General features: G+C 58.5%; 32 protein-coding genes, 1 tRNA gene and 1 pseudogene. 19 read left to right on the top strand and 15 right to left on the bottom strand.

What is annotated here, in order from left to right; genetic code table 11:
• Positions 1-24: 24 nt before the first annotated feature.
• The 4 genes from CGZ66_RS13705 to CGZ66_RS13690 all read right to left on the bottom strand — a co-directional run bounded on the left by CGZ66_RS13705 (position 25) and on the right by CGZ66_RS13690 (position 3193).
• Entirely contained in the window at positions 25-1014 is a 990-nt protein-coding gene (locus CGZ66_RS13705) for a BMP family lipoprotein (RefSeq protein ID WP_095084992.1), read from the bottom strand.
• Positions 1015-1226: 212 nt separating this feature from the next.
• Positions 1227-1889, bottom strand: a complete 663-nt coding sequence (gene msrA / locus CGZ66_RS13700) for a peptide-methionine (S)-S-oxide reductase MsrA (protein ID WP_095084672.1) — start codon at positions 1887-1889, stop codon at positions 1227-1229.
• Positions 1890-2044: 155 nt separating this feature from the next.
• Positions 2045-2368, bottom strand: coding sequence for a hypothetical protein (locus CGZ66_RS13695; RefSeq protein ID WP_095084671.1), 324 nt, complete (start codon positions 2366-2368; stop codon positions 2045-2047).
• 120 nt (positions 2369-2488) lie between these two features.
• The gene (locus CGZ66_RS13690; protein WP_245331094.1) at positions 2489-3193 is read right to left on the bottom strand and encodes a hypothetical protein; all 705 of its coding nucleotides are present in this window, start codon (positions 3191-3193) and stop codon (positions 2489-2491) included.
• Positions 3194-3556: 363 nt separating this feature from the next.
• On the opposite strand from CGZ66_RS13690, the gene CGZ66_RS13685 reads away from it, so the two are divergent.
• The 8 genes from CGZ66_RS13685 to CGZ66_RS13650 all read left to right on the top strand — a co-directional run bounded on the left by CGZ66_RS13685 (position 3557) and on the right by CGZ66_RS13650 (position 7727).
• Positions 3557-3646, top strand: a tRNA-Ser gene (locus CGZ66_RS13685).
• A gap of 438 nt (positions 3647-4084) precedes the next feature.
• The gene (locus CGZ66_RS13680) at positions 4085-4285 is read left to right on the top strand and encodes a helix-turn-helix transcriptional regulator (protein WP_167392105.1); all 201 of its coding nucleotides are present in this window, start codon (positions 4085-4087) and stop codon (positions 4283-4285) included.
• 13 nt (positions 4286-4298) lie between these two features.
• Positions 4299-4595, top strand: coding sequence for a hypothetical protein (locus tag CGZ66_RS13675; protein ID WP_143748732.1), 297 nt, complete (start codon positions 4299-4301; stop codon positions 4593-4595).
• Entirely contained in the window at positions 4582-4995 is a 414-nt protein-coding gene (locus tag CGZ66_RS13670) for a hypothetical protein (RefSeq protein ID WP_095084668.1), read from the top strand. The genes CGZ66_RS13675 and CGZ66_RS13670 overlap by 14 nt, the downstream gene beginning before the upstream one ends.
• A 105-nt stretch (positions 4996-5100) precedes the next feature.
• Entirely contained in the window at positions 5101-5346 is a 246-nt protein-coding gene (locus CGZ66_RS13665) for a hypothetical protein (RefSeq protein WP_095084667.1), read from the top strand.
• Entirely contained in the window at positions 5331-6746 is a 1416-nt protein-coding gene (locus tag CGZ66_RS13660) for a virulence-associated E family protein (protein ID WP_095084666.1), read from the top strand. Before CGZ66_RS13665 ends, CGZ66_RS13660 begins: the two co-directional genes overlap by 16 nt.
• Positions 6747-6941: 195 nt before the next feature.
• Positions 6942-7406 (top strand): hypothetical protein, encoded by a 465-nt coding sequence (locus CGZ66_RS13655; RefSeq protein WP_245331093.1) that lies wholly within the window; start codon positions 6942-6944, stop codon positions 7404-7406.
• 39 nt (positions 7407-7445) lie between these two features.
• Entirely contained in the window at positions 7446-7727 is a 282-nt protein-coding gene (locus CGZ66_RS13650) for a hypothetical protein (protein WP_095084665.1), read from the top strand.
• A gap of 3 nt (positions 7728-7730) precedes the next feature.
• Here CGZ66_RS13650 and CGZ66_RS13645 read toward each other — a convergent pair whose 3' ends face one another.
• Entirely contained in the window at positions 7731-8051 is a 321-nt protein-coding gene (locus tag CGZ66_RS13645; RefSeq protein ID WP_095084664.1) for a hypothetical protein, read from the bottom strand.
• Positions 8052-8211: 160 nt separating this feature from the next.
• On the opposite strand from CGZ66_RS13645, the gene CGZ66_RS13640 reads away from it, so the two are divergent.
• Both CGZ66_RS13640 and CGZ66_RS13635 read left to right on the top strand, forming a co-directional pair.
• Entirely contained in the window at positions 8212-9603 is a 1392-nt protein-coding gene (locus CGZ66_RS13640; protein ID WP_095084663.1) for a KAP family P-loop NTPase fold protein, read from the top strand.
• Positions 9604-9644: 41 nt separating this feature from the next.
• Complete coding sequence (locus tag CGZ66_RS13635) at positions 9645-10631, top strand: HEPN domain-containing protein (protein WP_167392104.1); 987 nt, start codon at positions 9645-9647, stop codon at positions 10629-10631.
• A 62-nt stretch (positions 10632-10693) separates the two neighbouring features.
• On the opposite strand, the gene CGZ66_RS13630 is transcribed toward CGZ66_RS13635, so the two are convergent.
• From CGZ66_RS13630 to CGZ66_RS13615, 4 genes are all read right to left on the bottom strand, one after another.
• Entirely contained in the window at positions 10694-11269 is a 576-nt protein-coding gene (locus CGZ66_RS13630; protein WP_167392103.1) for a recombinase family protein, read from the bottom strand.
• 89 nt (positions 11270-11358) lie between these two features.
• Complete coding sequence (locus tag CGZ66_RS13625) at positions 11359-11844, bottom strand: hypothetical protein (protein WP_095084660.1); 486 nt, start codon at positions 11842-11844, stop codon at positions 11359-11361.
• A 579-nt stretch (positions 11845-12423) separates the two neighbouring features.
• Positions 12424-13536, bottom strand: coding sequence for a type I restriction enzyme HsdR N-terminal domain-containing protein (locus CGZ66_RS13620; protein ID WP_206073710.1), 1113 nt, complete (start codon positions 13534-13536; stop codon positions 12424-12426).
• Positions 13537-13694: 158 nt separating this feature from the next.
• Positions 13695-13955 (bottom strand): helix-turn-helix domain-containing protein, encoded by a 261-nt coding sequence (locus CGZ66_RS13615; RefSeq protein ID WP_095084658.1) that lies wholly within the window; start codon positions 13953-13955, stop codon positions 13695-13697.
• A gap of 78 nt (positions 13956-14033) precedes the next feature.
• Between CGZ66_RS13615 and CGZ66_RS39110 the strand changes: the two genes are divergently transcribed.
• The gene (locus CGZ66_RS39110; RefSeq protein WP_143748730.1) at positions 14034-14303 is read left to right on the top strand and encodes a hypothetical protein; all 270 of its coding nucleotides are present in this window, start codon (positions 14034-14036) and stop codon (positions 14301-14303) included.
• Between the two features lie 11 nt (positions 14304-14314).
• On the opposite strand, the gene CGZ66_RS13610 is transcribed toward CGZ66_RS39110, so the two are convergent.
• A complete protein-coding gene (locus tag CGZ66_RS13610) occupies positions 14315-15628 on the bottom strand; it encodes a tyrosine-type recombinase/integrase (protein WP_095084657.1) in 1314 nt (437 codons plus the stop codon).
• Positions 15629-16197: 569 nt separating this feature from the next.
• On the opposite strand from CGZ66_RS13610, the gene CGZ66_RS13605 reads away from it, so the two are divergent.
• Together CGZ66_RS13605 and CGZ66_RS13600 are read left to right on the top strand one after the other, a co-directional pair.
• On the top strand, positions 16198-16530 hold the full coding sequence (locus CGZ66_RS13605; RefSeq protein ID WP_143748729.1) for a hypothetical protein: 333 nt from the start codon (positions 16198-16200) through the stop codon (positions 16528-16530).
• 188 nt (positions 16531-16718) lie between these two features.
• Positions 16719-17429 (top strand): pentapeptide repeat-containing protein, encoded by a 711-nt coding sequence (locus CGZ66_RS13600; RefSeq protein ID WP_095084655.1) that lies wholly within the window; start codon positions 16719-16721, stop codon positions 17427-17429.
• A gap of 532 nt (positions 17430-17961) precedes the next feature.
• On the opposite strand, the gene CGZ66_RS13595 is transcribed toward CGZ66_RS13600, so the two are convergent.
• The 3 genes and pseudogenes from CGZ66_RS13595 to CGZ66_RS40730 all read right to left on the bottom strand — a co-directional run.
• Positions 17962-18156, bottom strand: coding sequence for a hypothetical protein (locus tag CGZ66_RS13595; RefSeq protein WP_095084654.1), 195 nt, complete (start codon positions 18154-18156; stop codon positions 17962-17964).
• The gene (locus CGZ66_RS39105; RefSeq protein ID WP_143748727.1) at positions 18140-18385 is read right to left on the bottom strand and encodes a hypothetical protein; all 246 of its coding nucleotides are present in this window, start codon (positions 18383-18385) and stop codon (positions 18140-18142) included. Before CGZ66_RS39105 ends, CGZ66_RS13595 begins: the two co-directional genes overlap by 17 nt.
• Before the next feature lie 243 nt (positions 18386-18628).
• Positions 18629-18845: pseudogene (locus CGZ66_RS40730) on the bottom strand (hypothetical protein); the annotation flags it as partial.
• A 406-nt stretch (positions 18846-19251) separates the two neighbouring features.
• Here CGZ66_RS40730 and CGZ66_RS13580 point away from each other — a divergent pair.
• The 5 genes from CGZ66_RS13580 to CGZ66_RS13555 all read left to right on the top strand — a co-directional run bounded on the left by CGZ66_RS13580 (position 19252) and on the right by CGZ66_RS13555 (position 22570).
• Positions 19252-19758: a restriction endonuclease gene (locus CGZ66_RS13580; RefSeq protein ID WP_095084652.1), complete on the top strand. Its 507-nt coding sequence runs from the start codon at positions 19252-19254 to the stop codon at positions 19756-19758.
• A gap of 479 nt (positions 19759-20237) precedes the next feature.
• On the top strand, positions 20238-20444 hold the full coding sequence (locus tag CGZ66_RS13570) for a hypothetical protein (protein WP_425352288.1): 207 nt from the start codon (positions 20238-20240) through the stop codon (positions 20442-20444).
• 26 nt (positions 20445-20470) lie between these two features.
• Positions 20471-20650 carry a hypothetical protein gene (locus tag CGZ66_RS13565; protein ID WP_095084649.1) on the top strand — a complete coding sequence of 60 codons (180 nt, stop codon included), beginning with the start codon at positions 20471-20473 and terminating at the stop codon, positions 20648-20650.
• A 249-nt stretch (positions 20651-20899) separates the two neighbouring features.
• A complete protein-coding gene (locus tag CGZ66_RS13560) occupies positions 20900-22111 on the top strand; it encodes an acyltransferase family protein (protein WP_245331092.1) in 1212 nt (403 codons plus the stop codon).
• 156 nt (positions 22112-22267) lie between these two features.
• Complete coding sequence (locus tag CGZ66_RS13555; RefSeq protein ID WP_095084647.1) at positions 22268-22570, top strand: DUF982 domain-containing protein; 303 nt, start codon at positions 22268-22270, stop codon at positions 22568-22570.
• 129 nt (positions 22571-22699) lie between these two features.
• Here the strand turns inward: CGZ66_RS13555 and CGZ66_RS13550 are convergent, their stop codons facing one another.
• Positions 22700-22897, bottom strand: a complete 198-nt coding sequence (locus tag CGZ66_RS13550) for a hypothetical protein (RefSeq protein WP_095084646.1) — start codon at positions 22895-22897, stop codon at positions 22700-22702.
• 146 nt (positions 22898-23043) lie between these two features.
• Positions 23044-23280 (bottom strand): DUF6894 family protein, encoded by a 237-nt coding sequence (locus tag CGZ66_RS13545; protein ID WP_095084645.1) that lies wholly within the window; start codon positions 23278-23280, stop codon positions 23044-23046.
• Between the two features lie 221 nt (positions 23281-23501).
• Here CGZ66_RS13545 and CGZ66_RS13540 point away from each other — a divergent pair, with 221 nt between their 5' ends.
• The gene (locus CGZ66_RS13540; protein ID WP_095084644.1) at positions 23502-24221 is read left to right on the top strand and encodes a Crp/Fnr family transcriptional regulator; all 720 of its coding nucleotides are present in this window, start codon (positions 23502-23504) and stop codon (positions 24219-24221) included.
• Positions 24222-24237 lie beyond the last annotated feature (16 nt).

Below are 24237 nucleotides of genomic sequence, written 5' to 3'. Positions count from 1 at the left end.
ATAATGGCTGTACGTCCGTGCCGATCAATACGGGCAGGCGTTGTCGGCGGTGTAGTCGTGCACTTCGAGCTTGCCGGCGATGATGTCGGCCTTGGCCTTTTCGACCGCCGCCTTCATCTCGTCGGTCACCAGCGCCTTGTTGTTGTCGTCCATGGCGTAGTCGACGCCGCCTTCCTTGAGGCCGAGATTCTCGACGCCACCCTTGAAGGTGCCGTTCTTGCCGTCCAGGAAGGCGGTGTAGACGGCAACGTCGACGCGCTTGAGCATCGAGGTCAGCACCTTACCGGGCTGCAGGCCGTTCTGGTTGGAATCGACGCCGATGCCGAGTTTGCCGGCATCCGCCGCAGCCTGGAGCACGCCGACGCCGGTGCCTCCAGCCGCGGCGTAGACCACATCGGAGCCCTGGTCGATCTGCGTCTTGGCGATCTCGCCGCCCTTGGCCGGGTCGTTCCAGGCAGCCGGCGTGTCGCCGGTCATGTTCTGGATGACGTCCGTCGCGCCTGCCGACTTGGCGCCGCCGACATAGCCGCATTCGAACTTGCGGATCAGCGGAATGTCCATGCCGCCGATGAACGAGACCTTCTTAGACTTCGAAGCCATCGCCGCCATGATGCCGACGAGGTAAGAGCCCTCATTCTCCTTGAATACCAGCGAGCGGACATTGGGCAGATCGACGGCATCGTCGATGATGGCGAAGTTGAGGTCAGGATATTCGGCCGCGACCTTCTTCAGCGCATCCTCCCAGGCAAAGCCGGCCATGACGATGGGGTTGCGGCCGTCCTCGGCGAAGCGGCGCAGCGCCTGCTCGCGCTGCGAGGCGTTGGACACTTCGAACTCGACATAGGCGACGCCGGTCTCGGTCTTGAATTTCTCGGCGCCATGAAAGGCAGCCTCGTTGAAGGATTTGTCGAACTTGCCGCCGAGATCATAGAGGATGGCCGGCTGGACATCCGCGGCGAAAGCCGGAAGAACCATTGCGGTTGCGGCCAGGAGGCCGAGAACGATACGTTTCATGTGATCCACACCCTGTCGGTTATTTTTTCCGTTACGCGCCGCATGCCGGCCCGGTTCTTCGGCAGGCATACGACATCAGCCAGGAGTGTATTCCCCTCCCGCTCGGCGGCAATCTGGCACGGCCCGAAACAAAATTCACGCGGAATTTTGACCTTTTGGAAAAGCATGGCGCGGGCAAGCCGCACTGCGGCTCGATCCTTTCGCCAAAGGCGTCAGGCGGAGATGGCAGCCGGGATGCAAGGGATGCCGGTGCCCTTGAGGTTGCAAGTGCCGTAGGGGTTCTTCGCGAGATATTGCTGGTGGTCGCCTTCGGCGAAGTAGAATTCAGGCGCCGGCGCGATCTCTGTGGTGATTCTGCCTTGGCCGGCCACGCGCAAAGCGGTTTCATAGGCATCGTGCGAGGCGCTCGCGGCCCGCAATTGCGCATCCCCGAATGTGTAGATCGCGGAGCGGTAGGTGGTGCCGACATCATTGCCCTGGCGCATGCCTTGCGTCGGGTCGTGGCTTTCCCAGAACAGCTTCAGAAGCGCGGCATAGGAGACGATTTTGGGGTCATGGACGACCAGAACCACTTCGGCATGGCCGGTAAGGCCGGTGCAGGTTTCCTGATGGGTCGGATTGGGCGTGATGCCGCCGGCATAGCCGACCGCAGTGACCCAGACGCCTTCGAGCTGCCAGAACAGCCGCTCCGCGCCCCAGAAACAGCCGAGCCCGAACAGCGCCGTCTCGAAGCCTTCTGGATAGGGACCCTTGAGTGGCTTTTTCAGGACCTGATGCTTGGAAGTCGTCGGGATCGCCCGGGTGCGGCCCGGCAACGCCTCGGACGGCTTCGGCAGATTGAGCTTCTTGTTCAGCATGTCGCTGAGAAAGAACATGCGCGGTCTCCGATGGTGGGACACAAGAAGTGGTCTATCGTTCGAGCATCGGGTTTTCCCAAAAACCGGTGCCCGCTTTTGGGTCCGCCCCTCTATCTCTTTGTTTTGACGCAAATCCGGACGGAAAACCGTTTCACACTTTTCCTGGAATTGCTCTAGGTGGCGGCGAACTGTCCAGGGCGTCGTTGCCGCCTGTAGCCGATCGCATAGAGCAGGAGGGCCAGCACCGCGAACACGGCGAAGCCGGGCTGGTTGAGCACCCAGGCGATGGCGACGTCCCACAGCAGCGGACCGGCCTTGGTTCGCACCAAGGTTTCGAAGGCTGCCCGCGAGTCAGGCGAGACCGCCAGCCAACTGGCGTTGAGCGGGGTCAGCACCAGCGCCGAAGCCGCCACGGTCCGCGTCGCGTCGAGCACCGCCATGATGACGGAAATCGACAGCGCGACCATCGCGGCAAGACGAAAGAGGAAGCGAAACATTCAGGAACCTTTTCCTCCCGGCCAGTCCTCAAGCTCCTCCCGAGGGTCGTCCGGTTTCAAACGAGAGATAGAATGCGCGTGCCAGGTTCGCAATCGCCATACGCGAATTTGAAGCCCGGCCTATGCCGCCGGCTTGCGTCTGCGCCGATGGACGCGCCAGACGGCGAAAAGGCCACCAGCGATGGCGCCGACGACCAGCCCGGCCAGGCCGATGAACACGGCAAAATAGCCGCAGCCGCCCTCGAAGCAGCTCATGTCGGTGGCATCGGCAATCACCGAGCCGGCGAAGAATCCACCCACGGCGCCGATGACAGCGCCGAGGATGATGCCGAGCAGGGCGGCGACAACCGAGACGAAGACAGGCGGGCTTTCGGTTTCAGGATCGGCGTAGACGGTCCCGGCTTCGGAACCGCGGCGCAGCAGATAGATGCAGAGAACCCCGATGGCGATCTCGGCAGCTGTGACGACAAGCGCCTGGCCCGAGAAGACGAAATCGGAAATCGTCAGCACATAGGCCTGCCTCGCCAGCAGCCAGATGATGGTGGCGATCTGCCAGATGGTGAAATGACGCGGGAAGCGGGCGGAGCGGCCGAAGGCGAGGCCGAGCAGATAAAGCCCCCACAGGATGGTGATGATGTCGACGGCAAGCCCGCTATAGACGAGATAGAAAACCCTGTCCGGCAGGCCGTAGTCGCCGACTAGTCGCCACCCGGAGACCAGGCCGTAGACCGACCATGCCATGACGAAGACGAGCCATCCCGGCGGCACGAAGGACAGGCCGCTGTCCGGTCGCCTCGCTGGCGTCTGTCCATTGCTCGATGTCATGTCCGGACGATGCCCCCGCAAAGTCTTTCCACCACGAGACAGGCGACCCCGGGCGAAGTCAAGCGCCGCCGGCCTTGCGGCCTTGCCTGTGCACATCATTCGGGTGGCGGCGCCTCAAAACGGGCGCGCCGGCAGGCTCGCGAAACGCTGTGTGGCCGGCAAAGCGAATAGACTGCCGTTATGGCTTGGCATTCGGCGCCGGATCGACTAGATGAGCCCCGCGCCTGTTGCTTCGACGGCTCAGGTGCAGGGGAAAGGCGTTCGCTGGTTGACGGCGCCGGCGCGGAGTTCCACGCCATAGTCCCAAGGGAGGTGCATCCCCCAACCCGCGCGGCGAAACCGGCCGGCGCGACATGCATGGACGGAGAGGTGGCCGAGTGGTTGAAGGCGCACGCCTGGAAAGTGTGTTTACGGGAGACCGTAACGCGGGTTCGAATCCCGCTCTCTCCGCCAATTATTCTAAATAATACAATAAAATCAATGATTTAGCAAAAATGGTGGAATGCTAACCGCGTGTCTACCCACAAACTCTTTTTTGACCGTTCGCTTCGAAGCCGCTGGGGCATGGTCTTTGTCCCGTGGACAACAGCCATACTTTGCTCGTCGTCCAATAGCCAGACGATCAGACCCTGTCGGGTCCGTCGGTGTCGCCAGAGATGGCGTCATGGCTCATCACCCACGAATATTGGTCAAAGCTTCGGCAGGCAATTGCTAGGTTGAAAGTATGGCTTTTGATCACAATCTCGTGATCAATTTCGTCCCCGTAGACATAATCATTCGATACCATGCAAACGAATGTACATGATCGTTTGTTGTTGGCGTTCGTGCCGTATGGCATATTCAAAACGCGGTCAATTTGGCCACGAATACTGTAGTTTGGAGAGTTTAATTATGAATACAAGAACCTTCCTCAGACGTCCGGACGTGCAGCGGCTGACCGGCCTCAGCACTTCGAGCATGTACGAGGTCATGAAAGCTGGGACGTTCCCGAAACCCATCCGCATCGGTCCCAAGGCCGTGGCTTGGGATGCGGACGAGGTAGCCGAATGGCAAGAACGCTGCCTCGCCAAACGCGATGCAGCAGCAGCTTAAGGAGGATACAAGAATGGCTGACCAAAATTCACATACCATCCTCACTCAGGGCGACAAGTACTACGCAAAGGGCAAGCCGAAGGGAGACGGCGTTATGCCGATCGCGAACGAGTCCTGGCGTAGCGACCTAATCGCTTTGCACGAGGCCGATCAGCAGCGACAGACAGAGGCCGAACGCTTGGCGAACGAACTGCTATTGCTTGCGCCGGGTGCACCAGAAGATTTTGCCGTCATAGTTCGCTCGTACCCGTTGGTGGCGGCATATCTACTGCCGATCTTCCTGAAGGCAAACGGCAATGCCGAAGGCTAAGCGACAAAGCACGCAGGCGGAGGCTCGGCGCATTGTCGCCGAGCTTCGTCCATCAGACGGCGACTTAGCAGGCCAAGTGCAGGCAGTGTCGGATGATGTGCTGGCAGTGATGTTGGCGCTGACTTGGCTGTCGGCTGCATGGGTTGAAGTCGACGCAGCGTTTCGCCGGCTTTTTGTCAAACACTCTGCGGAATGGCTGGCTGAGATCGAGCCCCAAAAGGGCGCTCCGATAGGGGCACTGATCGAAGCTTGTCAGGCGATTGACGCCACGATGCGGATTATGGGGGTTGGACCGACAGCCGAATTGCTTGTGCAGGAAGCCCATGCGGGTGCGCTGGCGGAGGCAGAACTAGAGCGGCGCGGCTTCTTTGACGAAAGCACTCCGCTTGAACTGCTTTGAGAATGCCGAAGGGTCGCGAAGGGGTGCGAGACATTCTTCCTGCGCTAGCCGCTCTCGCTCTTTCCGTGATGGTGATTGTGTTGTCGAGATGAAAGGAGCCGAACGATGGCAACGGTAATCAATCTGAATGAAGTGCGGGCAAAGCGGCGAAGGCCGCCCGATCCGGCGGCTGATGAACGACGGGTTTGTAAGGAGTTTGTGGAAGCGTGGGAGCCCATCTTCGAGGCGCTGGAACTCGTGGAAACCATTCAAACGCCGAGGACGGCGCGAGCGCGGGAACTACTCCTGCGGGGATTGGCCGTGATGCTTGAAATGGAACAGAGGAGATCGGGCCAGTGCACGAAGTGGTGAAAGCGGAGGCTTTGGATTGGGAAGTGGTGGGGCCGCTCACGGAGGAGGATATGGCGGCGCTGACGGCGGAGGCCGAGGCGGAGTGGAAGACGTTTCAGCGGGGGCAAGAAAGCGGCAACGGGCCGCTCGGAAAGATGTTTGCGGAGCAACTGACCCGGAAGCAGCAGGCCTCTGCAGGCGGCGCTGTCGCCAAGAAGGAAGCCTCGACGGAACTTAGCCGGGTGCGAAATCCCAGCGGGATTGTGCCTTCGCTGGATAATGCGGTGATGGCGATACGGAAACTCGGAGTCGTGTTTCGGTTTGATGAGTTCCGACAAAAGGTCATCTGCGAGGGCTTGCAAGGGCGGCTCGGCGTGACGATGGAGGACATCGTTCTGCATGTTCGGAGGGCGGTGATCCAGACGCTTGGTTTCGATCCAGAGCCCACACACACCCGGGATGCGATCCGCCTTCTGGCGCAAGAGAACTCCTTCAACCCGGTGCTCGACTACATCGACGCGCAGAAATGGGAACGGGTGCCGAGGATTGACACATGGCTCAGTCGTTATGTTGGAGCCGAAGACAACGAGCTGAACCGGGCGTTTGGGCGAGCGGTCTTGATCGCTGGCGTTCGGAGGGCGCGCCGCCCCGGATGCAAGTACGATTGCGTGCTGGTGCTTGAGGGACCGCAGGGACGCGGAAAATCGAGCGTACTGAAGATCATGGCCGGGAGCGAAGATTTCTTCTCTGACGAGATCGTTATCGGCGTGAGCTACAAGGAGCAGCAAGAACTGCTCCAAGGGAAGTGGATTGTGGAACTGCCGGAACTGGCCGGGCTAGCCCGCGCGGAGATTAGGGGCGTAAAACAGTTCGTATCGAAGCAATGCGACCGGGCGCGGGGGGCGTTCCAGCGCTCGGTGGAAGAGATGCCCCGCCGGTGTATTTTCGTGGGCACGACGAATGACTCTCAGTATCTCCGCGATGTGACTGGGAACCGGAGGTTCTGGCCGGTGGCGGTGGGCAAGATTGATCTGAAGGGGCTGGCTGAAGACATGCCCCAGCTTTGGGCAGAGGCTGCGATGGCGGAACGCGAGGCCCCCGATCCGATTTCGATCCCGGAAAGGCTTTGGGCTGCTGCTGAGGAACGACAGGCTGAGAGGGTGGCGGGCGATCCGTGGGAGGACGTGCTGCTGGGCTCCTTGCCCGCGTATGCGAAGGTAGCGGAAGGCGAGCTGCGGATATCCACTCAAACGGTCTTCGAGAAGATCATGAACATAGATATGCGGCAAGCACGGATGGCCGACTACCGGCGCCTGGGCGATTGCATGCGTAAGCTTGGCTGGAGCGGACCGAAGGTACTCCGGCTCGATGGCGCTAACGTGAAGGGCTACTGGAAAGCGGCTCTGAAATTGAGCGGGTGATATGGCGCTACCGGTGTAACCGGTCGCTACCGGTAGCGCCTATAGACTTCCCGGCGTGATATATCACAACCCAACCAATGGTAAATGGACCGGTAGATCCGGTAGAACCGGTAGAAGTCATTCAAAAACAACCATTTAAGCCGCTACCCCCCCGATACCGCATCTACCGCTTAGGTCGCCCAAAACGAGGAAGAAATGACTGCCCCCGAAATCGAAATCAGCCCGGCGCTGCGAAAGCTGCTGGACATCATGACCTCACCGGATGTGCCGGTTGCGCAATCTGTCGCTGCCGCGCGCGCGATCATCGAATATGAGGCCGTCCCTTGGGTGTTCGACCTCACCTACCAGTTCCTCATGGGCGTGGCCGAAGACTCGAACTCGGATGTCGGCTTGCAGTTGAAGGCCCTTGAACTCATTCGCAAGGTCGAGGCGCGGCGAGTGTCGCCGGGGACGGCAAAGGCGGTGGACTCGCGGGTCCAGGAAGCGCTTTCGGTGCGGCTTGCGAAGGCGCGGCAACGGTTGGAGTTGTTCCGGGAGCGAAACTGGCCTGCTCCGAAGGGTTGGGATGAAGGGCTTGCGCCGATAGGTGGCGCGGTGGTTGAGGTAGATGAATTGGGGGCGCGGCTGGAAGGGGCAAGGCTTGCCTTTTCATCGAACTAGGAAAAAGTTACGCCAGCTATTGGGGGGAGATGAGCAACGATGGCCGATCGTTCAGGAGAACTAACAGGCGCCGCTTTTCTGATAATTATCTTCTTGGGCGCACTAGCGCCGAACAACGAGCAACAAATTGTCCAGGCAATGACTAGCTGCAAGTCAATCGACGCTGAGGCAACGGCGCTGGAACGCTGCATGAACTATCAAGGCTTTAGAGTAGCACAACCCGGAGAGGCCGGCACTGAAGTAACCAATTATGTAGCGATGTATGGCTGGGAACACGGCTGGCTAAAACGGACGCTGAACAAATTGGGGCACTTGTTCTAAATACTACTGCTCATCCTGCCACACCACTCGCCTCTCCCATCGGATCTCGACCAGCCGCCGAAATCGGATAGTCTCCAGTTCCTGCCCGACCGGGTGGAAAAGCTCGGCGTCCATGTATTCCTTCTTTTTGCATTTTTGGCACCGAACTTTCGCGCGAACCTGATCAATCGTGACGTTGCCGATAACCTCCCGCAATTCGAGCGGCTTGTAGAACCGCTTGATGTTGCAGTGCCCGCATCGGATGCGCGCAATCTGCCCGGCGTTGTGGGCATGCATCAGCGTCCACAGGACGCCCTTCGGCCACTTTTCTGGTTGCTCGGGCATTCCATGAAATGGAGGAAACTATTCCTCACCAGTCAAGGGTCTCTTGACTCTTTTGTTCCCATTTCGTTCACTGCTGCAAATGAGCGACGTAGCGACGGCCGGGCGCGCCCGAATGACCTATTAGCAGTCAACCGCTAGCGTTCAAACGGAAGGGGGACCAGTGACGAACGTATGGGACGGTGACTTTCTAAATCGCAAAGAAGACGCTGACTTCCTGATCAACTATCTGCTGCACCGAAATGCCGTAGCCGTAGCCCAAGGCGAACGCGGAACGTCGATCAACGTGAGCGCGCCATGGGGCGCGGGCAAGACCTTCTTCGTCAATCGAATTGCCGCACAGCTTGAGGGTACCGGAAACAGAGTGGCCTTGGTCAATGCTTGGCGTGACGATCATGCCGAAGATCCGATCTTCGCGGTTATGTCGTCAGTTCTAAAGGCTTTGGGCAAGACAAGTAGGAAGGAGAAATTCAAAGAGATACTCAAGAACAACGCGGGAAAAATTGCCATCCGTGCGGGGAAAGGTCTTGTCAGCCGAGGTGCTGCGTTCGTCATCGGCCAAGCGGCCGTAAACGAAATAACCGAGGAAGTGCTGAAATCTGTTTCGGATGCAGCGTTGGAGTCAGCAAACGAATACGCGGACCGCGCCCTCCGCCTATTCGAGGAGAGCCAAGAGGCAATCGACAAATTTCGGTCTGAGCTTTCGAAAGAGGTAGCTGAGGAAAAGCCGCTGTTTGTTATTGTGGACGAATTGGACCGTTGCCGGCCAACCTACGCAGTGGCCTTGCTGGAGCGAATTAAGCATCTCTTCGATGTTCCTAATGTCATATTCATAGCCGCCACACATTCAGATCAACTGGCTGAAACAATAAAAGCTGTTTATGGGCAGGGTTTCGACGCTGAACGCTACCTTCTTAGATTTTTTGATCGCACATATACCTTTGACGTTCCAAGTCTCAACGAATTCGTGGCGGCTCGGTGGACCTCTTTGGGCTTCGATGACACTCGAATTCTGGAGTTCAGAGGCAAGACGAACCCTGAGGCGATTGCGGCAATGGCGACAGGGTTGGGCCTATCTCTCCGCGACGTTGATCAATGCCTGGGAATTCTCTGGAGTCTCATCGACCTCGCCAATAAAAACGTGCCGTTTCCAATCCTGTTCGCATTTCCCGTAGTGGCAGCCTATCAACAAAGACGCATGGCCATTTTCGATCATGCCACCACGGATCGGGATCTTCCCACGCCAGTTGGATATACCGAATATTTCTCGGATCGGCCAATAATGGTGTTTGATCAGATTGATCGCTACGGAACTAATATTGGCGTAAAAGAGACGGCGTCAATAGGAGATTTTGTATCGCTATCTCACAGGATACTTCACAGCGGCATCTCTGGACGAATAGATGACTCCTCCAGAGTCGGACAATACGCCGAGCGTTATAGGAGCATGGAATTTGATATAATTTACAACAGTACACACTCACCTGAGCCTGTACCTTCAATGCTTCGCCAGCTAAACATCATGATAAGAAAGGCTGGCCGGCTTTCCACTTAGAGGGCTGGCGGCGAAAACGTGTTGCACAAGGGAGGATGACTTTGGCCAACAGCCTGCCCAAGACCCTTGAAGCCCTGCACGCTGAGTTAGCGTCAATCGACAGAGACTTGCGTGCTGAAAGGTTCAAACTTCAAGGTCGAGGCTTTGAAGGCTTCCGACGTTTCTCCCAGCGGTACAGCCTCGAACTTCGGTTCCCGTCTCCAATTGAAAAGCCCGACGCAACCGACCTGTCCTACAACGCTCTCACGGCTCACATATTCGATTGGTTTGATGCTCGTTACGGCCGCAAGATGAATATCGTCTATTCGCCCTCGAGCGGGATCATAGATATCGACGGCGATCTGTTTCTCCTGCGCATAATGCGGATTTGGGGACAAATGCACTTCGAGATCAACCCTGCGCGGCTGGGCTTTAAATATCGAAGGGTCGGGAAGGACAGTCCCCCAAAGAGCAACGTCCTGCAGGAGGTGGACGCGTTAACTCAGGTCTACGCCGACAGCATCCCGGTTCAACAATACGACCGCATATCTGTCCAGTTCGCGAGAGCGATGCTCGCATGCGGCGAAATGTTCACCCATCACCAGACTCCATTGGTGGCCGAGGCTTCCGTAGATTTGGATGCCGGCGTCAAAGCTCTTCTGGATGGGATTTCATACGGGCATGCACGCTGGTGCTTTGAGCAAGCCGCAGAGAAGTGCCTAAAGGCTTTCTTACAGTGGCAAACAATAACCTACCCAAAGCGAGGGCATTCTCTTGATAAGCTCATCATATTGTCCCCAAAGTTGGTGGGCTGCAACCTGCCCGCCAAGATGGTTGACGATGCAAGTTGTTCCCATGAGGCACGATACGGCGAAATCGCAACTTCGCGAGACGAGGCTCTGGCAGCGTATGAAGCAATGCTGGAAATAGTCGCGAAGGTCCTCAAATTGATACCGGGCCGACGACAAATGACCGGCCTAGCGCTTTATGCGGGGCCGTTCCCAGAGAGAGCCTTTGATCCGATCCGAGACGGCGAACCTGACCGCTAAACTGAGGTTACGAGCTTTTCCCTACCTTTGCGGCGATAGCATCTCCCGTCAGCCGCTCGCCTTCAGCCATCCCCGGCTTGGTGCTTGATCCTCTGGACAGTGCCGACGCTCACACGATGCTTAGCCGCGAGGGCGCGGACGCTGCCGTGGTCGCGGGCGATCGCCTCCTCCGTTGCCTTGGAGACGCGGGGGCGGCCCAGCTTCTTACCCTTCGCCTGCGCTTGCGCGAGCCCCGATTTGACGCGCTCGCTGATCATCGCGCGTTCGAACTCAGCGAACACCCCCATCATCTGAAACATGGCCTTGCCCGCCGGGGTGGTCGTGTCGATGCCCTGCTGGTGGAGGAATAGGTCAACGCGGAGGGCGTGAAGATCGGAGAGGAAGGAGACGAGGCCCTGAAGCGAACGGCCCAGCCGGTCAACACTCCACGCCATAACAACGTCGAAGCGGCGGCGGGCCGCGTCTTTGCAAAGGGCGTCGAAGGCGGGGCGCTTGGCGCTTGCGCCGCTAACGCCGTGGTCGCGGTAGACCTGGACAATCTCCCACCCCGTGCGATCCGCGACCTGTCGCAGTTCGCGTTCTTGGCGGTCGGTGGTTTGCTGGTCGGTGGATACGCGAAGGTAGAGTGCGGCGCGCATGGCGTTCGCCCTTTCGATGATGTGGGCCTAGCGTTCAACTAGACGGCTCGCTTTCGCGAGCCGCCTAGCAGAACTTTGGCGATGTGCCGTTAGATGGTTAGTTCAAACTCGGTCGCGGCCTTTGCGGCAAGCGATGCCTCGTGGGCAGTCCGCGCCTGTGCGTCGAGGCGGTCACGCTTCGCATTGGGAAGGCCCGTGAATAGTCCCATGAGGAACTTGTTCCGCTCCTTCGCGTCGGTGGACTCGTAGCGGGCCTTGTTGTCGGGGCTGAGCGCGTTGCGGACCATCTGGCGTATAAACCGAACGTGCGGCTCCTCCGTTTGGCCAGCCGGGCGACCGATCACGCCCTCAATCAGCCGTTTGCGCTTGGTGTCGAAAGCAGTGCTAGCCGCTTCCTTGCTCTTCGCGCCCGCGTATGCGTCTTGCAGGGACTGAAGGGCGAAGCCCATGAGGTACTCTACCGAGGCGTCGGGAAGGGCTTGGCCGTCGAGTGTCCATTTGCCCTTTTCAACGGCCAATGTTGCCTCGCCCAGATGGCCAAACTCGCGATGCGAAAATGTGCGCGTGACTTGCATAGATGTATCTCCTTTGATTGGCGGGGCTGACCCGCGTTAAGTAACTGAACTTACTCGAAAAATTTCGCTCTGCTATTCACGACAGTCAAGCGCCAATGTGCGAAAAACAAATGGTTTTTGAACGCAAAATTGGGAGGCTGAAATGCCCGGAAATCCGGGCTCGCGGCGTGGGCATTTTGTAGGGGTTTTTTGAACGCGCATGGCGCGGGGTGCGGATCGGATCGGAGGCCTGGGATATGGCCCATCGGGGCGGGGCGGACCGTGGTGGATGCCGGATCGGGCGACCGCATACGCCCGTGGCAATGGGCGGGCCGTGGCGCGCGTTCACGCCATCCCGCACCCGATTGGACCGGGCCAATGCCGCCGCGCGTTGTGGGGCAAATGCGGGCGAATGAATGCGTATGGCTCTTCCACTCACTTAAGCGTCGCGAAGCGGAGCCCCACCCCCCTCTCTTCTCAAACCACGCTGAGGGCTTTCGCTGATGCCGCCCCCCGGCTCCGCCCCCTACCAGGTCCCTCGCAAATTTTGTGCGATTTTTCGAAGCCTATCTGGCCTGGACGTTCGCTTTTCGCCGACTGTCATCCGGGCGAAATCAACGGCTTCGTTCTGATAGAATAGGTGCCCTCTCCTTTGACCTGGGCTGTAGGAGACAGAGCGATGGCTGCCGCGATTTGCGCCTGCAGTGGGTCGAACGCGTTTGGCCTCCCTCCCTCGATAAAGCTGTAATTATACTCAAGGTGAAAAACACCCTGGAAAAGATCGTCCTTTGCAAAACCGATTGCCTCGGTGAATACCGTAAAGTCAAATCCAAACGGTATCACGATAGGGGCCAGTCCAGGTAAAAGCTGCGCCTGCGTACCCGGTTCAAGCCGGCCTTTGATGAAATTTTGGAAGACAGTCGGCCAATTGATATCGGTAGAGACGTATTCGTCTATCGAGTAGAATTCGAAATCGTTGAGTCCTACAAGCCTGTTCAATTCCGACAGCCCTTGCAATGGGCTGCGAACCGAGACAACAGCGTGAAGAAGCCCGTCCAATCTGCGTTCGACGTATTTCCCTGTTACGGGAGCTATCGCCCCCTTCATGGCTTGACCATTTATCAGTGGATGGTTGGATTGGTGCTCTCCGTAGTGAACCTCTCCTCCAATAAGTTCGAGTTGAGGTGGAAGGCCTAACCCGAGAGGCTTTCCAACGTCAGGCGTCAGAAGCTTCCTCAGCTTCTTGATCGCTTCCGGTCCGACAATGTTGATCAGGTTCATAAATACTCGGTCAGTCTGTTCATATTCCCAGCGGAGCACAGGGACGCCTAGACTTCCAGTGGCAAACAATTTGAACTCTCGACCATTCGTAAGCAAAAAATAGGAAGCAGAAATTTCTGGGTGCGCACTGTAGGTATGGGCCTGTTCGACGTCGTCTTGCGTCAACGACTCCCCCGGAGCTTTGACTTCAACGCACCACCTACCAAAGGATACCACCTCACAAATGTAATCAGCTCGTCCTGCCAAGGCAGGGTCCTTGGTTGGCTTTTTACGTCCGAGGAACGCCCGTTCGTAGCGCAACGGGACTTCGGTTCTGATGTTCGCGGCAGTTCCGTGCGCGTAGCCAAGCCGTTCCAGTAAAGGACGAACGATGATCTCGCGGACGTCGGTTTCATTCATACTATCGAAGTCAGGCTGCATCTGGCCACTCATTCCTTCCGTGAGATCGGCAGAGTAGTCCGTCACGCCCAGTCGTAGAACTAGTCTCGAAAGTATCCACACTAATTATTCGCGGGCCAATCTAGACGCGAGCTGGCGTTACTCCGCACATTCTTTTAAGCAGTCGACCACGTTGGGGGAGGCGCTAGCCGTCAGCCCTTCCGTCTTCCCGGGTTCAGCGGGGCAATCGGTTCGGCGTCCTTCGGAGGAATGGCGAACAACTCAGAGACATCATGCCCGAGGACCTTCGCCACCTTTTCGAGCGTGGTGATCGTCGCATTTCGCTTGCCGCGCTCCAGATATCCGACGTACGCGCGCTCGATCTCAGCGGCATACGCGAGGTGGTCCTGCGACATGCCCTTTTCTACCCGCAAACGCCGGACATTCCAGCCGACCCGTTCCCTGACATCCATTTAGTCAGAGCAACATCTGGCACTATATGAAACCACGTCATATAAGACGAGCATTAACGCGGCATAGGGGGAAGCCACATGTTCTTTGTCATTCGTTTCAACGCCGCCTTCGCAGCCTTAGGTATTAACCCGACACTAGTTCCTGCCGACTATCGAGAGCTTGGACAAACCCTTGGAAAGCAATCGGGATGCACTCCGCAGGAAGCGGCGTTGATGGTGCTGGTGAACTTGCCTGCTGACATTCAACGCAGAGCCAATCCTGAAGCAGTCAATGTTTGGATGCGGGAAGGTAAGGTACGCCCAAACCCGGCCATGCATGAAGCATTGTCGAAGATCGGCTGGCGCTGACGTAGCGCGGATCACCCCCTCGTCCCCACCGCAAGCGCCACAACGTTTGCACCCTTAGCCGGCACTTGCGCGGCGAACCCCGCCCACGCAGCCATCAGCTTTCGGCGCTTGTCGAACTTGTCTCGGCGTTCATATGCCGATTTCGTCTTGTCGGAGATCACATGCGCAAGCGCTGCCTCGGAAACGTCGTCCGCGAAGTTCGTCCGATCCTTCGCCCAATCCTTGAACGTCGAGCGAAAACCGTGCGGCACCGGCTGTCGTCCTGGCGTGTCGGAAGGAAGCTGGCCGAAGCCTTTCATTAATTCGTTCATCGCCATGTCAGATAGCCCCTTGCCCCGGCGGCCCCCGGCAAACACATGCTCGTTGTCCTTCTCGCGCGGCACGGTTCTCAAGATTTCTAGCGCCCTGTCACTGAGAGGAACGCGGTGTTTCCGCTTGTCATCGTCACCGAGCTTTGTTCCTGCCCGCGATGCCGGCACCGTCCAAACCTTCTCGGCAAAGTTGATTTCGTCCCATTTCGCCCCGATCACGGCACCAGTTCTCGCGGCGGTCAAAATCGCAAACTCAAGGGCGCGGGCGGAAATGCCGACATTGGCGCGAAGCCTCGCCATGAATGCTGGCAACTCCTCGAACGGCAGTGCCGGCTGACGCACGGCCTTCTTGACCTTCGACGGTTTGGGGTAGGACTTGTCGAGGTGACCCTTCCACACAGCAGGGTTGGGGCTGTGTTTCGGACGGAAACCCTTAACCCTCGCCCAATCGAGAATGTTTTCAATCCGACCGCGGACTCGGTTCGCCGTCTCGTTCTTCGTGGTCCAGATCGGATCTAGTATCTGGCTGATATGGCCGTCATCTACCTTCTCCACGGGCAGGTCGCCAATCACAGGGTGCGCGTAGGTCTCGAGTGTGTTCTTCCACTGCTCGGCGTGCTTTGCGTTCTTCCACTCTGCCTTGTGCGCGGTGATGTAACGCTCGGCCGCTTGCTGAAAGGTAATACGCTTCGCATCCTCGGCGCGTAGGGCCGCCTTCTTTTCGTTCCGCTCCTCGATTGGGTCTATGCCATCGGTGACCTTTTGGCGGGCCTCCCGCGCGCGCTCCCGAGCCTCTTTCAGGTTAAATGTCTGGACGTCCCCAAGGCCCATGTACCTGGGCTTGCCCGCGAGCATGAAGCGAAAGAGCCAGGACTTGGTAACGTCTCCCTCGCCGGCTTTCTTCGAGGTGCTTTTGGCAACTTGCAAATAGAGCCCGCCGCCATCACCGTAAAGGCCGGGCTTAGTCTTCTTCATCACCTCGACAGCGCTTAGTTTGTTGATCGTCCTGGCCATTGGCACACCTCAAATACACAACGGCGTATTTTACCTACAATCCAACCCACAAACAAGTATTGGATTGCACCGGAATTATACAGAACTCTTCGGAACGCGAATGGATACTATGGCATTGGTCAAATTGTACTTTCGGAAATCGGCGGATCTGGGCAGAAGATAGACGGACGGACGCTCTCTCCGCCAGATTTCTCGCATAACAGGCTGATTTTGTAGGGCATTTGTCGACGTCCTTTGCCTCCTTCCCAATGCGTTTCCCAAGGAAAATGCAACCGAAGGAGACTGGATTATGCACCGCTTTTCTGACCAGCCTGAAAGCCCAATCCTCGGGAGATTCTCCCGTCGCGCCCTATTTGTTGGAGCAATCGCCTCCGTTCCGGCCATCGCTTCACCGGCTTCGGCGTCGCCCGTCCTGCCGCGCGAATTGCCGGTCCAGCCGGTCAACCGCCTCGCTCGGGAACTTGCCGAGGCAATGGATGACTGGATGGCCGACATCAGCCACTCTGACCATCCACGTGCCTTGTGGAAGGCGCATGTCTGGCCGGCCTCAACTGGCCTCGGCATCTACTATGAAAACCACGATAGGGCTTGTCATGAACGCGCACACGCCCATCCTGCAGCCTCTCGGCATGCCGAAGGGTATGGATCCCCGCCAATGGCGCCAGTCGGTCGAGAAGCGCCTCAACGACTTTCGCGCCATGTCGCTGATCACCGCGCTCGATCTCATGGAAGTCGATTGCGACCTGGAGGAGACAGCAGACGACGAGCCGTCGCTCGGCTGCCTCGATGATCTGGAGCTCGACCGCTGCGACGACGAGGACGGCGGCGACTTGGAAGGGTACTGTCCGGGAGACTACGGCGAAACCGTCATGTGGCCCGACGATCTGGAATCTCAGGCCTGAGCGCTACCCGCCGGGCTCTTGCATTGAACAGGTCCGACGCCCACCATTTTAGCCCGCTGCCTCAACGGTGGCGGGCTTTTCATTTGGCGGTGGGGACTAGCGGGATTAGCGGGCAAAATGCCGTCGCTTTCGAGTGTCAGCAGATATGGTAAGGTTGATTGTCGGCGAGTAGCAGAGGTCCAGCAACAATGACTTTGAGACGAACCAGAGCTTACGGCGCATCCGGCTTGGTTCTAGCGGTTTGCATTGTATTTGCTTGGCAGAACGCCACTGCCGCTCAAAATTGCGACGCAGCCGCGACGCCTGGCGTCAATTGGCAGGACTGTGACAAAAAGCTTCTCATCCTAACAGGAGAGGACCTGAGCGGGGCGAACCTGTTCGGTGTTGATTTCACTTCGACCGACCTCAGGAACAGCAATCTCCTTGCGGCGAATTTTGAGAAGGCAACGCTTGTGCGTGCTTCCCTGGCCGACTCCACCGCCAAAGGCGCCCGGTTCGACAAAATCGAGGCCTACAGGACCGACTTCAGCCGTATGGACGCGCAGGGCGCTGTGTTTACGAGCGCGGAAGTGCAGCGCTCGAATTTCCAGGACGCCAATCTGACCAATGTTGATTTCACAAAGGCGGAATTGGGGCGAGCGCAGTTCCATGACGCCAATATCAGCGGCAGCCGCTTTTCGTTTGCCAATCTCGCGCGGGCGGACTTCCGAGGAGCGACGTTCACCGCGCCGATAGACTTTGACCGCGCTTTTTTCTTTCAGACCCGTATCGAGGGCCTCGATCTTTCCAATTCGGCGGGTCTGTCCCAGTGGCAGCTCAACATGGCTTGCGGAGACGCCCGGACCGAGTTGCCTTCTGGCTTGACGAGGCCTGAAGATTGGCCCTGTAGCGAGCCATAGGCTCGGCGCCGTGTCGCTGCCGGGGCTGAAATCGTCAAGCGCGCCCTTGCGGGGGCGAAGCTTGCTAAACCCGTGTCTTGCGGGAGACGCCATATTCAATCAAGCGATCGCGCATTTCATTCAGAGCTCTTGCATATGGCGCCTATCTGCTGTTTCGCTAGGGTTGTCCGGCGGCGGCGCCGGGGTGCGGCTTAAGAAGGCTTAGGCTCAAGTTCAGGAGGCGGCGCGTTCGGGTCGGGGCAATCAGACGATTGCTCACACGGAGAGGGCCTATCGCCAACGCCGCCATAGCGTTCCACAAGTTTTGCGAATCCGTAGGCGAAGGCGGACAGAAGCGCCAGGATAACCACTATTCGGACGGCCATACGGGATTGTAGCAGGTCATCCCGCATCCCTCAGATATTCCTCTCGATATGAGCCTCGATCGGATTTGGGCGCCGTAGTTCAAATCTTTTAGCTGCCATAAATGTCAGCACGATAGCGGCAGCTATCGTTGCAATCACGGTGGCGGTGCTGGCTAGACTTCTCACCATCACTCAAAGCCTACCGCCCGCTTCGGCTTCGGCGTGATTTCCTCGATCCGCGCCTTAACGTCGTCCTGGGCCATCGCCTGTTCTAGCGCCTCTGCTTCGGCTTTGTCCTTGGTGGTCAGCACTGTCCGCCAATGCGGCTTCTCAAACACGCCAACGATGTAAGTGGTCCTTTCGGGCTCAGGTCCGGCTGGCATACTTCACCTTGCCCCACTGGCTGCATTGAGGACACAAAGGACGGAAATAGGCCAGCTTGTCGCCCGGAATATTTCCGCAACTGGTGATCGTCAGGCTGCCGCCATTGAACCCCTCCAGGCTGTAGGATTCCCAGGTCCCGCTGAGGGGCTGATCGTCTTCTCGTAGTTTCAGATAACCGGTGCGACCGCATTCGCACACCAGCTTTTCCCGTAAAACAGTTGAGAGCACTTGGGACTGCCTTCCACGCTTCGGCAAACAAGCCCGACCGTCCGTGCGACCCGTTCTTGATACGATGGCCGGTGCGGCCTTGGGGCTATCTTGGGGATGCGAAAGCCGCACCGGTCACTGCGGGAAGGGGTTGCGTTCCCCGCGCTGCCAAAACTATGGGCATATTAGCAACTTCGCAATTAATCCTATTGGCGGGACTAAGACTGAAGTCCGAGCCCGCGCGCTACTCAGCCGGAGGCATCGCACCGGACCCGTCACATTCCATGGGATAAACTCGACTTCCTTCCCGTCACTTCCCGAACGGCCTTCAACAGCCCCTCATGCAAGACACGCGTAGCGCGGTAGTGCTCGCAGTGTGGCGATATGAACGGCTTCACGATGCTCCAATGAAGCGCTTCCGCTGCCACGAGCGCTCGATTTCAGCCTGCGATAATTGCTTGGACGGTTTCGATCTAGCCATTGGCGAACTCCGTTTGAAGGGTCGCCGCAACGAAGGGATGGCAAGCGCCGAAATGTGCAACGATGCTCAATCGCGTGCGTCTTCGGGACGGTTGACCCCGGCGCCGATCACGGTCAACCTCTGGCAATTCGGGCATCGTAAAAGGACGGAAAATGAGGCGCAGACATGAATCGATGCTCGTTATGAGAACCGCGATTGCTCTGCTCTCCTGCCTGGCCATTTCGGCCTGCGGTATGGCCAAAGCCGCGAGGGAAACCGGGCAGACGTTCGACAAGTATGGGTGCCTTGCTCGTGACTTCAAAGGCCAACCGCCTTGCAAACCTGAAAATGCAGCAGCGCCCTGACGAGGCAAGCGCCATGCATTGGTGAGCCATTTTCGGGCACGGACAACCAAGGAAACCTCCGCATGGCCAAGCTCGGAAGGGCCTATGAACAAGTCGTTGCCGACGTGGCGAAGCAGTTCGATCCTTCCGCCGAGGTGAAGGTCGGCGAGTGGGTAAAAGGGCCGGATGGCCTTAGAGAGGTCGACGTACTGATCACAGGCACCGTGGACGGCGTGACGAGGCAGATCCTGATCGAATGCAAGGACTACGACTCGCACAAACGGCGAATAGGGATTGCCGTCATCGATGCTGCCGATTCAAAGCGTCGCGATCTTGCCGCGGATTTCACCTTGATATGCAGCAACGCGGGCTTTTCGAAGGACGCCATGCGAAAGGCAGGTCGGGCGGGAATCGGCTTGATGGGAGTTATGAAAGAGGCCGACCCTAGGATTCGCTATAAGGTGTTCGACGAGAAACGATTTCCGGTCATTCTAGAGCGCTTTAGCGTAGACATAGTGCCCATTTTCATCGTTGGTGGCCCGCCACCATCGTTCGACGACGCGTTGAAATCGCTGGTGATTTCTGACTAGCTTAGGTCTCCCTGCTTCTTTCCCTGCTTGGCTGGCCTGCTCAAGCAGAAAAGTTCACACCGTAAGGGAGTGGGCCAATCTGAACGAAAATCACAAGCCGGAGGAACCAGGAGCGGGGTGGAGCGTTTCCTCGCGTGCTCAAGAAAATCGCCCTAGCTACCGTCCTGATCCAGGTCGCCGCCGTTGCGGCGCTCATAACTCAGACAGTGCTCTTCACCTCAACCACCGCTACCCAAGCCGCGAACGTGCAGCCTGGCGAAACTGTTGCAGTCACAGGGAAAGAATGCGCTGAGGCGACGTGGCCAGATATTCCGGAGCATTGCCTAGAGCGAACCAAGGCAAGAGTGCGCACGCTCGTCCTGACCGTGGGGCAATAGAAAGCCCGCCATCGTGGTCTCACTGTCAACGGGGGAACGATCCGCTCCTTCATGAGTTAGCACTTCATGATGTACACCCCGGAGCACAGTGGACGCGGCCCAATGGCCGATCTCATGATCTTGGAACTGGCCAAGGCCAGACAGCGCGTCAAGCGGGCGGAGTCCGCCCTCAGGCGCGCCAAGGAAATGCTGGATGAAGACTGCGGAGTCGGGATCAATCTCGTGCTCTGCGGCAGAATACGGGCCGCTCAGCGGCGTGTGATCGAGGCCAGAGAGCGCCTGACGAAGATCGATCCACCGGCATCGTAGTGCTCCATGATTTTGGGATTGTTGCCATGATGATCGCGACCTTCAACCTTGAAACCGCGAGAAACGGCGACGTATATCGCGCCGCAAGGCTTGCGATGCTGACGCAGCAGGTGATGCGGCACATCGAGCGCACGGACGCCTCGGCGCAGAAAGTCGAGCAAGTGCTGGCCACATTGGCTGAAGCAAACGCGCTCGTGCGGCGATAGGGGCCACACGTCAAGCGCAATCGGCCAACGCCTCCAGAATTCCCGATCCCGGTTGTCGTTGCGCTCGATGGCTTCGGTCAGGCAAGTCAGCGATTGTTCGGCTAGGCGCAGCGGGAAGCATCACGCGGATCGTGGCGAACGCTTGTGCCGGCGCTGGGCAAGGTTGCATAGTCCAACAGGGACTCAGCAGGCTGTGCGCATAGGCTCGGAGCAATCGTGATTGGACTTTATGATCTCTGGCCCGCCTTCGTGGTCGTCGCGCTGGTTTGGCCGCTAGCAGGCTTGCCGCTGTTTCAGCGGGTCGGCTTCGAAGCGACCGCGGCCAGGGTCCGGGCGATCGACGGAATGCGAGGCTATCTGGCGCTCGCCGTCGCACTCCACCACGCCGTCATCTACCATGAATTCCTGACTACCGGCGCATGGAAGTATCCGCCCTCCGCTTTCTACGGCCTGTTGGGACAAATGGGGGTGTCCTTTTTCTTCGTCATCTCCGCCTATCTGTTCTGGGGGAAACTGCTGTCGGCAAAGGGCTCAGTGGATTTTCCGACCCTGTTGCTCAAGCGGGCTTTCAGGATCGGGCCGCTCTACATTTTGGCCGTCGGCGTGGCGATGGCCTTGGAGGTCGTTGACGGCCGGATCGATTATTCGACCTTCGCAACCTACGAGCGGGCATTTTTCAATCTGCTGTTTGGTGTCTTTGGCTATATCCCGCTTTCGAGTGCCCGCGTCTGCGTCTTGGCCTGCGTAACCTGGACCTTGCCCTATGAATGGCTGTTCTATTTCAGCCTGCCGATCGCAGCCATATTCAGCCGGCACGCCGTTACCCGCATGGGATTGCCGGCCGTTCTGCTGGCTTTTTCCATCCTCATGTCAATGAGTGGAGGCAGCGGCGCCTACAGCTACCTGGGACTTTTCGCCGGCGGCATGTTGTGCGCGACGCTTGAAGCAAACGCCCTGCTGGTGAAGGTGCACCGGCACGTGCTGTCCGCCATCGTCTTGGCGCTGCTGGTGTATGTTTTTGCCACCTATAGGGTTGCTTACGCGCCGGGACCGATGCTGCTGTGCACCGGTGCCTTCTTCCTGATCGTCTCGGGCGCCGATTTCTTTGGCCTTCTGACTGCCAACCGTTCAGTGCGACTGGGCGAGATCAGCTATGGCATCTTTCTCTTGCAGGGGCTTGCCTTCGTCGCGATATTTTCCATCGCGCCTGTGCGGACCTTCGCCTTGGACAACGACACCCAGTATTGGCTTGTGATCGTGATGGCGATGGTGCTTCTGCTCCTCATGGCGCTGGTCGCGCACCTTGTTATTGAAAAGCCGGGCGTCTCGCTGGGAAACAGGCTTGCGACCGTTCTTCACCTGTCGAGGCAGCGTGAGACGCGCGAGGCTCCAGTCGCGAGTGAAGCAAGGTCCTGGCGGATGCCTGCCAGCCTCACACGACAATCCGCCGATCGCTCATAGCGCTCGTGCGGGCATCGCGATCAAAGGATGATCGCCGCCTTCATATAAAAGCGCTCGGCCTGGAACCTCCTGCCGCGCGGCGCGTTTCACCGCGTCCCGTTCGTGGACCAGCCCGGATATCTCTCCTGGCGCTGCGATAAATCAGGAGCCCGTTTCATGCACGACAAGCTGTTTCATTCACCGGTGGCACTGACCGTCGGCCTTGGCTTCAAGCGCGAGATTGCCTCGCTGGCCGAAATGCACGATTTCCTGACCGATTGGACGACTTCCCGCCGCGGCCCGCTTTATCGCAACGCGATGAAGGCATGTGATCTCGCGGTTCCGGGTTATGTGACCATCGAGCAGGCGCGCCGTGCGCTGGTCGAATTTGCCCAGGCTTCCGGCATCCTGTGGCCGGATCTCGAGCCGACCGCGGGTGTGCACGCAGTTGCCCGTGGTTATGGCGGTTACGCCGCCTGACGCGACCTCCCATCGTGGTGGCTAATCTACACCAGCCATCGCAGGAAGCCCGGCTCGACCCAGCCGGGCTTTCGCTTTTTCAGGAGCCGCAGGAAATCACAGATGCGGGCTGTGTACCTTGCGCGACGATCATTGCGTCGAACGTGCGCGTCGCCGTGGCGGCTTGGGGCCTGCCGATGCCGGCTCGTCCGCCGACTGCACGGCAAGGCGCAGAGCTCTCAGCCTGGCCGTCTTTTCCTCTCGCGCCGCTCGCTCGGCGGCGGTCACTATCAGCGACTCACGCTTGGCGCGTTCGTCGCGCTCCGTATCGACTTTCGCGCGATTCATATGCCGGTCCTTCCGCTGCTGGGACGTCGGTTTCGGAACCGTTGTCACCTCAATCAGTCTTCCGCATGGTGCAGCGGTGCGGCGGCGGTGACGATTACAAATGATGGCCAGTGGAATCTTTCGGTCCGAGCCCTGGGCCGAGGCTTTCAGTCACACCACCCCGACGAGACGACCAGCGATGCTTCGAAGACATGGCGCCCGCTCTCGTCCCGCACTTTCACGGTAATGACCGTGCGATCGTTCTCGATCATCTCGTCGCGGACGATGTCGGGCAATATGCGAATCGCCTCTCGCCGCAGGCGTTCGCGCGTTTCGAACACCTGCCCGTCATCGTCGACCGTCAAACCATCACCATTGTAGAGGTCGAGGTAGTATCTGGGCATAATGCGCTGGACCTCCAGGTGATGACGTGCGCGAGAGATTCAACCGACAATTCACGGACCGAACTGTTGTTCCACCTGAGGTGGCGTTTGCCGGTGAATAAGTGCACTCTAACAAATGTTAATGCCTGGCCCCGTCCGAAGACCTAGTGCTTCCGCAGCCGCCCCATGCTTGCGCCAAACGAATTGGCGATCGGCTCTGAGCCCCTTCGCTGGAGATAGCGGTGCTTGAATCCCTTTATCTGAACCTTGGCCAACACGACGCGCTCTCCGACGGCGAGAAAGCGTTGCTGGCCGGTGCCATGACCTTCGAAAGGCATTTTGCGACCGGACAGGACATTGTCGCCTCGGGATCGCGGCCGACTTACTCGACTTTGATCCTCGACGGCCTGGCGGCACGCTACAAGGTGCTGGAGAATGGCGGCCGACAGTTCACCTCATTGCAGGTGCCTGGCGACTTCGTCGATCTCCACGCTTTCCTGCTGAAGACTATGGATCACGGCATCGTTGCCCTGTCGCCTTGTCATGTCATGTTCGCCGATCACAGCCGGCTGCGTGCCATCACCGAGGAGGCACCGCATCTGACCCGGCTGTTGTGGCTGGACACGCTGGTTGATGGCGCCATTCACCGCGAGTGGATCGTGGCGATGGGACGCCGCTCCAAGACCTCGCATCTGGCCCATCTCGTCTGTGAACTTTTCGTGCGCTTGCAGGTGGTGCAACGCACCAACGACATGAGCTTTCATCTGCCGCTTTCACAGGCCGAACTGGCCGACGTGCTTGGCCTCTCGGTTGTGCATATGAACCGCGTTATCGGCGCCTTGCGCAAGGTCGGCGTCGTCAACTGGGCGAACCACACGGTGACCATTCTCGACTGGCACCGGCTGCAGGAAATAGCCGAGTTCGACCCGACCTATCTCAGCATGATGCGGGAACCGCGCTAGCTCGTTCCTGGCGCGG

It is taken from the genome of Mesorhizobium sophorae, assembly GCF_002270415.1.
Lineage (GTDB): Bacteria > Pseudomonadota > Alphaproteobacteria > Rhizobiales > Rhizobiaceae > Mesorhizobium > Mesorhizobium sophorae.
This window is presented reverse-complemented; position numbering and strand designations above follow the sequence as displayed.